The 11,647-nt window shown below is 58.7% G+C and carries 11 protein-coding genes; 8 read left to right on the forward strand and 3 right to left on the reverse strand.

All coding sequences use genetic code 11. The features are described from left to right. Positions 1–256 precede the first annotated feature (256 nt). Positions 257–1,750, reverse strand: a complete 1,494-nt coding sequence (locus KGB06_RS27715; protein WP_223521418.1) for a CoA-acylating methylmalonate-semialdehyde dehydrogenase — start codon at positions 1,748–1,750, stop codon at positions 257–259. A gap of 63 nt (positions 1,751–1,813) precedes the next feature. Further along, positions 1,814–3,163 carry an aspartate aminotransferase family protein gene (locus KGB06_RS27720; protein ID WP_223521420.1) on the reverse strand — a complete coding sequence of 450 codons (1,350 nt, stop codon included), beginning with the start codon at positions 3,161–3,163 and terminating at the stop codon, positions 1,814–1,816. A 124-nt stretch (positions 3,164–3,287) separates the two neighbouring features. On the opposite strand from KGB06_RS27720, the gene KGB06_RS27725 reads away from it, so the two are divergent. The 6 genes from KGB06_RS27725 to KGB06_RS27750 all read left to right on the forward strand — a co-directional run bounded on the left by KGB06_RS27725 (position 3,288) and on the right by KGB06_RS27750 (position 9,791). Beyond that, a complete protein-coding gene (locus KGB06_RS27725; protein ID WP_223521422.1) occupies positions 3,288–4,208 on the forward strand; it encodes a LysR family transcriptional regulator in 921 nt (306 codons plus the stop codon). A gap of 201 nt (positions 4,209–4,409) precedes the next feature. Then, positions 4,410–5,060 carry a TetR/AcrR family transcriptional regulator gene (locus KGB06_RS27730; protein ID WP_223521424.1) on the forward strand — a complete coding sequence of 217 codons (651 nt, stop codon included), beginning with the start codon at positions 4,410–4,412 and terminating at the stop codon, positions 5,058–5,060. A gap of 7 nt (positions 5,061–5,067) precedes the next feature. After that, a complete protein-coding gene (locus tag KGB06_RS27735) occupies positions 5,068–5,649 on the forward strand; it encodes an IMPACT family protein (RefSeq protein ID WP_223521426.1) in 582 nt (193 codons plus the stop codon). Between the two features lie 532 nt (positions 5,650–6,181). Beyond that, on the forward strand, positions 6,182–7,747 hold the full coding sequence (locus tag KGB06_RS27740) for an ABC transporter ATP-binding protein (RefSeq protein WP_223521428.1): 1,566 nt from the start codon (positions 6,182–6,184) through the stop codon (positions 7,745–7,747). A gap of 11 nt (positions 7,748–7,758) precedes the next feature. After that, the gene (locus KGB06_RS27745) at positions 7,759–8,865 is read left to right on the forward strand and encodes an ABC transporter permease (RefSeq protein WP_223521430.1); all 1,107 of its coding nucleotides are present in this window, start codon (positions 7,759–7,761) and stop codon (positions 8,863–8,865) included. After that, complete coding sequence (locus tag KGB06_RS27750) at positions 8,865–9,791, forward strand: ABC transporter permease (RefSeq protein ID WP_223521431.1); 927 nt, start codon at positions 8,865–8,867, stop codon at positions 9,789–9,791. The genes KGB06_RS27745 and KGB06_RS27750 overlap by 1 nt, the downstream gene beginning before the upstream one ends. 74 nt (positions 9,792–9,865) lie before the next feature. Here KGB06_RS27750 and KGB06_RS27755 read toward each other — a convergent pair whose 3' ends face one another. After that, positions 9,866–10,297, reverse strand: a complete 432-nt coding sequence (locus tag KGB06_RS27755) for a hypothetical protein (RefSeq protein WP_223521433.1) — start codon at positions 10,295–10,297, stop codon at positions 9,866–9,868. 82 nt (positions 10,298–10,379) lie between these two features. Between KGB06_RS27755 and KGB06_RS27760 the strand changes: the two genes are divergently transcribed. Next, on the forward strand, positions 10,380–10,730 hold the full coding sequence (locus tag KGB06_RS27760) for a MerR family transcriptional regulator (RefSeq protein ID WP_223521435.1): 351 nt from the start codon (positions 10,380–10,382) through the stop codon (positions 10,728–10,730). A gap of 25 nt (positions 10,731–10,755) precedes the next feature. Then, a complete protein-coding gene (locus KGB06_RS27765) occupies positions 10,756–11,442 on the forward strand; it encodes an SDR family oxidoreductase (protein ID WP_223521437.1) in 687 nt (228 codons plus the stop codon). Positions 11,443–11,647 lie beyond the last annotated feature (205 nt).

Raw genomic sequence — 11,647 nt, forward strand, 5'->3', positions numbered from 1 at the left:
ACAGCGTTACACGCTGCTGTCAACACCTCTTTTTCAACTCCTTTCGGGCTTCGATGAACTGAAACCGCTTGCTGCCGAAAACTGCGTAACTCTTTGTTTACCAAGGAGTTTTCCGTTTCGACTGCGCCGGAAGTGGGGCGAATTATAGACATCCAGAATCTGCCGTCAACCTTTAGTTTCACAATTGTGTCATATAGGTCAAAAAAGCCCAGAAACACGAAGGCCGGCCCAAGGGACCGGCCTTCTTCCCTTCTACTTACAAGCTAGGGAATGCGAATTGCGAAGCTTCATGGCTCGCACGTTGTGGCCAGCGCTGGGTGATGGCTTTGCGGCGGGTGTAGAAACGCACACCATCCGGGCCATATGCATGCAGGTCGCCGAACAGCGAACGCTTCCAGCCACCGAAGCTGTGATAAGCCACCGGCACCGGCAGCGGTACGTTAACGCCGACCATGCCCACTTCGATCTCATCGCAGAACAGCCGCGCCGCTTCACCGTCACGGGTGAAGATGCAGGTGCCGTTGCCATATTCGTGATCGTTGATCAACTGCATCGCCTCTTCCAGGCTGTTCACCCGAACGACGCACAACACTGGCCCGAAGATTTCTTCTTTATAGATGCGCATCTCTGGCGTGACGTTATCGAACAGGCAGCCACCCAGGAAGAAACCTTCCTCATGTCCGGCCACACTCAGACCACGACCATCGACCACCAGGGTCGCGCCGGAAGAAACACCGTCTTCGACATAACCGCTGACCTTGTCGCGCGCCTGACCGGTGACCAGCGGCCCCATGTCCAGACCACAGGTAGTACCCGCACCGATTTTCAGCGCCTTGATCTGCGGCACCAGTTTTTCCACCAGCGCATCCGCCACCTGGTCTCCGACGCACACAGCCACCGAGATCGCCATGCAACGCTCGCCGCAAGAACCGTACGCTGCGCCCATCAGTGCGTTGACCGCGTTATCCAGATCCGCATCCGGCATCAGCACCGCATGGTTCTTCGCGCCGCCCAGTGCCTGAACGCGTTTGCCACGCTTGGTGCCTTCGGCGTAGATGTATTCGGCAATCGGTGTCGAACCCACAAAACTGAGCGCTTTGACTTCCGGCGCTTCGATCAGCGCGTCCACCGCAGCCTTGTCACCGTGCACGACGTTCAGCACGCCTTTAGGCAGACCGGCTTCCAGCAACAGCTGAGCGATCAGCAGTGTGGAACTTGGATCGCGCTCGGACGGCTTGAGGATAAAGCAGTTACCACAGACGATCGCCAGCGGGTACATCCACAGCGGCACCATCGCCGGGAAGTTGAACGGGGTAATGCCGGCCACCACGCCCAACGGCTGGAAGTCCGACCAAGCATCAATGTTCGGGCCGACGTTACGGCTGTATTCGCCCTTGAGTATTTCCGGTGCTGCACAAGCGAACTCGACGTTCTCGATACCGCGCTTCAATTCACCCGCAGCATCTTCCAGGGTCTTGCCGTGCTCTTCGCTGATCAACTGAGCAATGCGTGCTTCGTTCTGTTCCAGCAATTGCTTGAAGCGGAACATCACTTGGGCACGCTTGGCCGCCGGCGTGTTGCGCCAGGCCGGGAATGCAGCCTTGGCCGAGTCGATGGCTTTCTGAATGGTTTCGCGGCTGGCCAATGGCAGCTTGTGGATCGCCTGGCCGGTAGACGGGTTGAACACGTCAGCCGTGCGACCGTCTTCGGTCACCAGTTCGCCATTGATCAAATGCGGGATAAGGCTCATGTAGCGCTCCTGAAAAGTTGTCCACAGGCGCCCGTTGAGGGCGCCTCTATATAGAAGAGAAAATCAGTCGATCTTGTTCAGCACTTCGCCGACCGCGTCGAACAGACGGTCAAGGTCTTGCGGCTTGCTGTTGAAGGTTGGGCCGAACTGCAGGGTGTCGCCGCCGAAGCGCACATAGAACCCGGCTTTCCACAACGCCATGCCCGCTTCGAACGGACGCACGATCGCGTCGCCATCACGTGGCGCGATCTGGATGGCACCGGCCAAACCATAGTTACGAATGTCGATGATGTTCTTCGAACCTTTCAGACCGTGCAGTGCGTTCTCGAAGTGCGGTGCTACTTCGGCCACGCTTTGCACCAGGTTTTCCTTTTGCAGCAGGTCTAGTGCTGCCAGGCCAGCGGCACAAGCCACCGGGTGCGCGGAGTAGGTGTAGCCGTGGGGGAATTCCACCGCGTACTCAGGCGTCGCCTGGTTCATGAAGGTCTGGTAGATCTCGGAGCTGGCAATCACTGCGCCCATCGGGATCGCACCGTTGGTGACTTGCTTGGCGATGCACATCAGGTCCGGGGTCACGCCAAACGTATCGGCGCCGAACATTTTGCCGGTACGGCCGAAACCGGTGATCACTTCGTCGAACACCAGCAGGATATTGTGCTGATCACAGATCTCGCGCAGACGCTTGAGGTAACCCTGTGGCGGAACCAGTACGCCAGCGGAACCGGCCAGCGGCTCAACGAATACGGCGGCGATGTTCGACGCGTCGTGCAGTTCGATCAACTTCAGAAGCTCGTCAGCCAGGGCGATACCACCCAGCTCAGGCATGCCACGGGAATAGGCATTGCTCGCCAGCAGTGTGTGCGGCAGGTGATCGACGTCCATCATCGCCTGACCGAACATCTTGCGATTGCCGTTCACACCGCCAAGGCTGGTGCCGGCGATGTTCACACCGTGGTAACCACGGGCGCGACCGATCATTTTGGTCTTGGTCGCCTGTCCTTTCAGACGCCAGTAAGCGCGGACCATTTTCACTGCCGTGTCAGCGCACTCGGAACCGGAGTCGGTGAAGAACACGTGATTCAGATTGCCCGGCGTCAGGTCGGTGATTTTCTCAGCCAGTTGGAACGACAGCGGATGGCCGTACTGGAAGCCTGGCGAGTAATCGAGGGTGCCCAGTTGCTTGGATACCGCTTCCTGGATTTCCTTACGAGTGTGCCCGGCGCCGCAGGTCCACAGACCGGACAGCGAGTCATAAACTTTGCGACCCTTGTCGTCGATCAGCCAGCTACCTTCGGCGCCCACGATCAGACGCGGGTCGCGCTGGAAGTTACGGTTGGCGGTATAGGGCATCCAGTGAGCATCAAGCTTGAGCTGGCTGGCCAGGGAAGACGGGGCGTTTTCAGGCAAGTTCATGGGCAAAACCTCGCAAGGCAATAAGCGGCGTAGAGATCAAAAGCGTTCTTGCAGCTAAATTGCCACGGAGATAAAGTCGGTGAAATCCAACTTTTCTAACGTTCAGTCAGGCTATTACTAAACTATGAGCACGCGTCGTCCCGATCCACTGGCGCAAGTCAGCGACTTTGATATCCGCTTGCTGCGGATCTTTCGCAGCGTTGTCGAGTGTGGCGGCTTCTCTGCGGCGGAAAGTGTGCTGGGGATCGGGCGCTCGGCCATCAGCCAGCAAATGAGCGATCTGGAACAGCGCCTCGGCTTGCGTTTGTGTCAACGCGGTCGCGCCGGTTTTTCCCTGACCGAAGAAGGTCGCGAGGTGTACCAATCGGCCTTGCAGCTATTAAGTGCGCTGGAAAGTTTTCGCACCGAGGTCAACGGCCTGCATCAACATTTGCGTGGCGAATTGACCATCGGCCTGACCGATAACCTGGTCACCCTCCCCCACATGCGCATCACCCATGCCTTGGCACAACTGAAAGAGCGCGGCCCGGACGTGCAGATTCAGATCCGCATGATTGCGCCGAACGAAGTGGAACAAGGCGTGCTCGACGGCCGCTTGCATGTCGGCGTAGTACCGCAGGCCAGTGCGTTGTCGGGGCTGGAATATCAGCCGCTCTACAGTGAACGCTCACTGCTGTACTGCGCGGTTGGCCATCCGCTGTTTTACGTTGACGACAAACAACTCGACGACCAACGTCTCAATAGCCAGGACGCCATCGCGCCGACCTTCCGCTTGCCAGCAGATATCCAGGCCCATTACCAGGCACTCAACTGCACCGCCAGCGCGTCGGACCGTGAAGGCATGGCGTTCCTGATCCTCACTGGCCGTTACATCGGTTACCTGCCGGATCATTACGCCAGCCTCTGGGTGCAACAAGGTCGCCTGCGTGCGCTGAAACCGCAGGCACGTTTCTATGACCTGAGCCTTGCATCGGTCACGCGCAAGGGCCGTCGCCCGCATTTGGTACTGGAAAGCTTTCTGGAAAGTCTCGCCGCGACGCGCTGAACAACACGCAAAACCTGTGGGAGCCGAGCTTGCTCGCGATAGCGGCATAACATTCATCATTGATGGTGACAGACCTGACGCCATCGCGAGCAAGCTCGGCTCCTACAAGTACGAGGGCTTTTATCATCCGGGACTTGTCTGAAGCCCATGGGTGCGCTATCAACGCATTGGTTGCACCCACCCATCTGTCTGGAAGTGCCTATGACCTTTGAAGTCCCTGCTCATGGCGGAAAACCTGCCAGCCGCATTCGTCAGAAAAACGAAGAGACCATCATCAAAGCCGCCGAAGACGAGTTCGCCCGTCACGGGTTCAAAGGCACCAGCATGAACACCATCGCCCAAAATGCCGGGTTGCCCAAAGCGAATCTGCATTACTACTTCACCAACAAACTGGGTTTGTACGTGGCGGTGCTGAGCAACATCATCGAATTGTGGGACAGCACCTTCAACACCTTGACCGCCGAGGATGATCCGGCCGAGGCATTGACCCGTTATATCCGCGCCAAGATGGAGTTTTCCCGTCGTCAGCCACAAGCCTCGCGAGTCTTCGCCATGGAAGTGATCAGTGGCGGCGAGTGCCTGACCGAGTATTTCAACCAGGACTATCGCGCCTGGTTCCAGGGCCGGGCAGCGGTATTTCAGGCGTGGATCGATGCTGGAAAGATGGACCCGGTCGACCCGGTCAACCTGATCTTCCTGTTGTGGGGCAGCACTCAGCATTACGCCGACTTCGCGACCCAGATCTGCCGAGTCAGCGGACGTACCAAGCTGACCAAGCAGGACATGGAAGAAGCCGGCAACAACCTGATCCGCATCATCCTCAAGGGCTGCGGCCTGAACCCTGCTATTTAAGACGCTTATGCCTTTTACCCTCAGCGACTTTTGCGAATACCGCGAAGAGATTCGCAAAAGCCGCTTCATCACCTTCGCCGCGCCGATATCAAGCCCAGCAGAAGCCCAAGCGTTCTTCGAACAGCATAGTGACCTCAATGCTTCGCACAATTGCTGGGCGTGGAAGCTCGGCGATCAGTACCGCAGCAACGACGATGGCGAGCCCGGCGGCACCGCAGGCCGGCCGATTCTCGCGGCGATCGAAGCGCAGGATTGCGACCAGGTCGCGGTGCTGGTGATTCGTTGGTACGGCGGCATTCAACTAGGTACGGGCGGCCTCGCCCGGGCGTATGGCGGTGGCGCCAACAAATGCCTGCAAGCGGCGCCAAAGGTGGAGCTGATCAGTCGAGTGCCTGTCAGTTGCGCCTGCGCCTTTGGTGAGCTCGCATTGCTGAAACTTCGCGTGGCGGAACTGGGCGGTTTGGTCGTGGAAGAAACCTTCACTGCCAACGGCGTCGAACTGCAATTAGCGATTGGAAAAGCGCAGATCCGCACCCTGCAAACGCAGCTGGCGGACTTGAGTCGTGGGCGCATTGTGTTGCAGCACTGAGTGCACCAACAACGTTCACCCTTATTCCATCGACGCTGGGAATTTGCCCACATCTACTGTGCACCCGGCTGTGGATAACCTGAGCACAGGTGCCTGTAACCCTTCTGTCATGCGGGTTTGCGGGCTTTGTACACTTTTCGTCCAATCTGCCACCATCAACACTAAATTCACGTAAAAACAAATAGTTAGCGCGGGTTATCACCTTTAGAAGATAGCCGCACAGTGCTTATGCCCGACCTTTGAGCTTGCGCACAAATACTGTGGAGCAATCTGTGGATAACCCGTTCATGACTGTCGCGACTCCCTATCCGGTATGGCTTGCAGACAGCTGCTCATTTTTCAACCAATTCAACTCGAGCAAAACAGGAGCCTGATCAACAGTTCTGCCCTCAAGTGGTGCCTGATTCGCCGTTGATGGGTCGCAACCCATTGTCCCCGAGGACTGTACCTGCGCGGATTAGCAGCTTTCCTGACTACATGGACAGGAAATTGCTTTATCCACAGGCATCATGCCCATCGACCCGAGTCCGTCATGCCCAACCCCGTGCCGATCCCCGATCAAACGCCCCGCCTGCAATTGCGCAAGATCAGTAAACGCTACCCCGGATGCCTGGCCAACGATGCCATCGACCTGACGATTGCGCCTGGCGAAATCCACGCCCTACTCGGGGAAAACGGCGCCGGCAAAAGTACGCTGATGAAGATTATCTATGGCGTCACCCACGCCGATTCCGGGGAGATGATCTGGCAAGGGCAACGCGTGAGAATGCGCAACCCGGCCCAGGCCCGTGGCCTTGGGATTGGCATGGTGTTCCAGCATTTCTCGCTGTTCGAAACATTGAGCGTGGCGCAGAACATTGCCCTGGCGATGGGTGCCACGGCCGGCACACCGAAACAGCTTGAACCGAAGATTCGTGAAGTGTCCCGACGTTATGGCATGGCGCTGGAGCCGGAGCGACTTGTCCACAGCCTGTCGATTGGCGAGCGGCAACGAGTGGAAATCGTTCGTTGCCTGATGCAAGACATCCGCCTGCTGATTCTCGATGAACCGACCTCGGTGCTGACCCCGCAAGAGGCCGATGAACTGTTCGTCACCTTGCACCGACTTGCGGCCGAGGGCTGCAGCATTTTGTTTATCAGCCACAAGCTCGGTGAAGTCCGGGCACTGTGCCACAGCGCCACCGTGTTGCGCGGCGGGCGAGTGGCCGGGCATTGCTTGCCAGCCAAATGTTCGGACCGGCAACTGGCGCGGCTGATGGTCGGTGAAGCGGCCGAGACGATTACGGGCTATCCGAAGGTGGTGGGCGGTGCTGCGTTTCTCACCGTTAACCGGTTGTCCTGGCCCAATCCAGATCCGTTCGGCTGCTCACTGAAGGACGTTGATCTTGAGGTACGCAGCGGTGAAATCGTCGGCATCGCCGGTGTCGCGGGTAACGGTCAGGATGAGTTGCTCGCCTTACTGAGCGGCGAAGAACGACTGACCCGCAATGACGGCGCAAGGATCAGTTTCGGAGGGCAATCGGTCGCTCATTTGCGACCCGATGCGCGACGCAAACTCGGCCTGGCCTTCGTTCCTGCAGAACGCCTGGGTCACGGCGCGGTGCCGGAGTTGAGTCTGGCGGATAACGCGCTGCTCACGGCTTTTCAACAAGGGTTGGTCAGCAATGGATTGATTCAGCGCGGTAAGGTCGAAGCGTTGGCCGAAGAGATTATCCGACGCTTCGGGGTCAAGACGCCCGATGCTCAAACGCCGGCTCGCAGCCTGTCCGGCGGCAACTTGCAGAAATTCATCCTCGGCCGGGAAATCCTCCAGCAACCCAAACTGCTGATCGCCGCGCACCCGACCTGGGGCGTGGACGTCGGCGCCGCCGCCACCATTCACCGCGCGCTGATTGCCTTGCGCGATGCCGGCGCGGCGATCCTGGTGATTTCCGAAGACCTCGACGAATTGTTCCAGATCAGCGACCGACTCGGCGCCTTGTGCAGCGGTCGTCTGTCGCCACTCAGGTCCACCGTCGACACGCGCCTGATCGACGTCGGCGGCTGGATGGCCGGCCAGTTCGACGCCCCTCAATCACTCGCCCCCGCAACGGTTTAACGGAGTTTCACATGCTGCTTTCTCTCGAACCCCGTGGCCAGCAATCGCGCCTGATGCTCTGGTGCTCGCCATTGCTCGCGGCAGTGCTGACGCTGGGCTGTGGCTCATTGCTGTTTATCGGATTGGGCCACGATCCATTGCTCACCTTGCACACCTTGTTGATCGCGCCGGTCAGCGACTGGTATGGCGTCTCGGAATTGTTGGTCAAAGCGTTACCGATTTTGCTCTGCGCGCTAGGGCTGGCGGTGGCGTATCAGGCGCGGATCTGGAACATCGGTGCCGAAGGTCAATTGCTGCTCGGCGCGCTGGCCGGCAGTGCCTTGGCCGTGAACATCATCGACCTGCAAAGTCGCTGGGCACTGGTGCTGATCCTGCTGGTCGGCACCCTGGCCGGTGCGGCGTGGGCCGGGCTGACAGCATGGTTGCGCACACGGTTCAATGCCAACGAAATCCTCACCAGCATCATGCTCAATTACATCGCCCTGAACTTGCTGCTGTTCTGTGTCCATGGGCCGTTGAAAGATCCAGCCGGGTTCAATTTCCCGGAGTCGGCGATGTTCAGTGATTTGAGCCGTTTGCCGTTATTGATGGAGGACGGCCGGGTTCACGCCGGTGTGTATTTCGCCTTGCTGGCGTTGGTCGCTGTCTGGGTTTTGTTGCAGAAAAGCTTTGTCGGTTTTCAGATCAAAGTGCTGGGGCTGGACAAGCGCGCGGCGGGGTTCGTTGGGTTCCGCGAGAAGCGTTTGATCTGGCTGGCGCTGTTGATCAGCGGCGGGTTGGCTGGCCTGGCCGGCGTGTGCGAGGTGACCGGGCCTATCGGCCAATTGGTGCCGCAAGTCTCGCCCGGCTACGGCTATGCGGCGATTACCGTGGCATTTCTCGGACGACTCAACCCCATCGGCATTCTGTTTTCCAGCCTGTTGATGGCGCTGCTGTACATCGGCGGTGAAAGCGCGCAGATGAGCATGAACCTGCCGCAAGCCATCACCCAATTGTTCCAGGGAATGATGCTGTTTTTCTTGCTGGCCAGCGACGTGCTGATTCTCTACCGACCTCGTTTGAATATGCGCAGGGCCCGTCGCGCACCTGCCACCGCCGTACATGCAGGAGCGCTGTGATGGATCTCGATCTGCTGAGCAATATTTTCTACGCCATGGTCCGCTGCGGCACGCCGTTGTTGTTGGTGGCGCTGGGTGAATTGATCTGCGAGAAAAGCGGCGTACTCAACCTGGGTCAGGAAGGGATGATGCTGTTTGGCGCGGTGATCGGTTTTATCGTCGCGCTGAACAGCGGCAACCTGTGGCTCGGCGTACTGTTGGCGATGCTCGCCGGGATGCTGTTGTCGTCGCTGTTTGCCTTGGTGGCGCTGGTGTTCAACGCCAATCAGGTGGCCACCGGGTTGGCGCTGACGATTTTCGGTGTGGGCCTGTCGACGTTTGTCGGTGCGGCGTGGGTGGGTAAACCGCTGGCCGGTTTTGAGCCGGTGGCGATTCCCTACTTGAGCGAGATCCCGCTGATCGGGCGGATGCTGTTTGCGCAGGATCTGCTGGTTTACCTGTCGTTCGTGCTGTTTGCGTTGGTGGCTTGGGTGATTCTGAAAAGCCGCGTCGGGCTGATCATTCAGGCCGTCGGGGAAAACCCGGATGCGGCCAGCGCGATGGGTTTGCCGGTAATGGGCGTGCGTACGCTGGCGGTGTTGTTTGGCGGCGCGATGGCCGGGTTGGCCGGGGCGTATCTGTCACTGGCGTACACGCCGATGTGGGCCGAGAACATGAGCGCCGGGCGTGGCTGGATTGCCTTGGCGCTGGTGGTATTTGCCAGTTGGCGGGTGTGGCGCTTGCTGCTGGGGGCGTATCTGTTCGGACTCGCCAGCATCCTGCATTTGGTGGCGCAGGGCTTGGGGCTGGCGATTCCGTCGAGTCTGCTGGCGATGCTGCCGTATGTCGCGACGATTGTGGTGTTGGTGCTGCTGTCGCGGGATGCGCTGCGGACGCGGTTGTATGCGCCGGTGTCGTTGGGGCAGCCGTGGCAGAGCGGACATTAGCGGTCGCCTGCCTTGGCCCCATCGCGAGCAGGCTCGCTCCCACAAAGGCCCGGTTTGAACCTTGGACTATGGGTTTACACCGCCCCCTGTGGGAGCGAGCCTGCTCGCGAAGGCTGCCTGACAGGCAACACCTGAGCCACGCCCCACGCCAATTCAAAGGCTAAGAAAACCACCAGCAAAGAACTGGCCCCATGCAGCAAGGCATAAAGCTGCCAAGCCGAAAACAGAAACCGTCCCACCGCGTCATACCGCCCAAACACCTGCTGCGGATCCCGAATCCGCAGCACCGCCCAGACACATACTATCGAGCCCAACAGATTCGCCATTAGCATGTGCATCGGCTCAAAAACCGGCAACTCGCCGGGCAAGTCAAAGACTTGGCTCACCCCCTCCAACACTCCGTGTAATGCCGAAAAACTCCACGGCGTGACAAACGCCGCCGTCACGATCAAGTCATACCAGGCGCTGCCCCGCACCACCCGGCGATATTGCGTTGAAGTCCACATTGGCCCTGCTCCAGACATTCGAGGAGCAACAAGGCTAAAGCCTGGAGTATGCTCCAAGGTCAAGCCCTCTTGAGACACCACTATGCGCATCGGTGAATTAGCCCAGGCCAGCGCGGTCAGCCGCGATACGCTGCGCTTTTATGAGCAGCGCGGATTGATCGCGGCGCAACGCAGCGCCAATGGTTATCGCGACTACCCGGCGGACATGGTGCAACTGGTGCAGTACATCAAAACCGCTCAGCGACTGGGTTTTACCCTCGGCGAAATCGGCAACAGCGTCGCGGCAATCTGGCAGTCACCCGATCCAGACAGCGCCGTCACGCAATTGCTGCAAGACAAACTCAAACTGATCGAAACCCGCATGGCTGAACTGGGCGCGTTGCGTAGCGAGTTGCAACAACGGCTCGGCCAGCGTTGTCCTTTAAGTCCGTGATCCTTATTGTTCAAGGAAACCACTCATGTCCAAGGCAAAAACCGCACTCATCATCGGAGCCTCCCGGGGCTTGGGCCTCGGCCTGGTGAAAACCCTGCTGGCCGACGGCTGGCAAGTCACCGCCACCGTGCGTAACCCCCAAAACGCCGAAGCTCTAAGGGCCTTGGGCAAAGTGCGGATCGAGAAACTCGACATGGACGATCAGCCTGCGGTGATCGTACTCAGCCAACAGCTCAAGGGTGAAATGTTCGATTTGTTGTTCGTGAATGCCGGGATCAAGGGCCCGAACGTTCAGACACCGGGCGGCGCGACGTTGGCCGAAGTGGGCCAACTGTTTTTCACCAACGCCGTGGCACCGATCAACCTGGCTCAGCGTTTCATCGGGCAGATTCGGCCGGACAGCGGCGTGCTGGCGTTCATGAGTTCGGCACTCGGCAGCGTAACCATACCGAACGAGCCAGAACTGGCGTTGTACAAGGCCAGTAAAGCGGCGTTGAATTCAATGACCAACAGCTTCGTGACGCAATTGGGCGAGCAAAAACTCACCGTGCTGTCGTTACATCCGGGCTGGGTGAAAACCGACATGGGTGGCGAAGGTGCGGACATTGATGTGGACACCAGTACCCGTGGTTTGGTGGATCAGGTGAACGCCTACACCGGTATGGGTGGGCATCATTTTGTGAATTACAGAGGTGAAACCATTCCCTGGTAAACATGTAGGAGCCGGGCTTGCCCGCGATTGCATCAACTCGGTCTCGCTGACAAACCGAGGTGCCTGCATCGCGGGCAAGCCCTAATGCCGATCAGTTAAGCAATTTCTGCGGTAACGCAATTTTTGTAGCAGCTGGCGAAGCCTGCGTCCGGCTGCGTAGCAGTCGTGAAATCAGACGATGCGGTGTTTCAGGAAGACCGAAAAC

Source organism: Pseudomonas sp. GL-B-19, from assembly GCF_019956415.1.
GTDB lineage: Bacteria > Pseudomonadota > Gammaproteobacteria > Pseudomonadales > Pseudomonadaceae > Aquipseudomonas.

Coding starts and splice junctions, on each gene's coding strand:
- KGB06_RS27715 (WP_223521418.1), bottom strand. CDS start 1,750: ATGAGCCTTATCCCGCATTTGATCAATGGCGAACTGGTGACCGAAGAC.
- KGB06_RS27720 (WP_223521420.1), bottom strand. CDS start 3,163: ATGAACTTGCCTGAAAACGCCCCGTCTTCCCTGGCCAGCCAGCTCAAG.
- KGB06_RS27725 (WP_223521422.1), top strand. CDS start 3,288: ATGAGCACGCGTCGTCCCGATCCACTGGCGCAAGTCAGCGACTTTGAT.
- KGB06_RS27730 (WP_223521424.1), top strand. CDS start 4,410: ATGACCTTTGAAGTCCCTGCTCATGGCGGAAAACCTGCCAGCCGCATT.
- KGB06_RS27735 (WP_223521426.1), top strand. CDS start 5,068: ATGCCTTTTACCCTCAGCGACTTTTGCGAATACCGCGAAGAGATTCGC.
- KGB06_RS27740 (WP_223521428.1), top strand. CDS start 6,182: ATGCCCAACCCCGTGCCGATCCCCGATCAAACGCCCCGCCTGCAATTG.
- KGB06_RS27745 (WP_223521430.1), top strand. CDS start 7,759: ATGCTGCTTTCTCTCGAACCCCGTGGCCAGCAATCGCGCCTGATGCTC.
- KGB06_RS27750 (WP_223521431.1), top strand. CDS start 8,865: ATGGATCTCGATCTGCTGAGCAATATTTTCTACGCCATGGTCCGCTGC.
- KGB06_RS27755 (WP_223521433.1), bottom strand. CDS start 10,297: ATGTGGACTTCAACGCAATATCGCCGGGTGGTGCGGGGCAGCGCCTGG.
- KGB06_RS27760 (WP_223521435.1), top strand. CDS start 10,380: ATGCGCATCGGTGAATTAGCCCAGGCCAGCGCGGTCAGCCGCGATACG.
- KGB06_RS27765 (WP_223521437.1), top strand. CDS start 10,756: ATGTCCAAGGCAAAAACCGCACTCATCATCGGAGCCTCCCGGGGCTTG.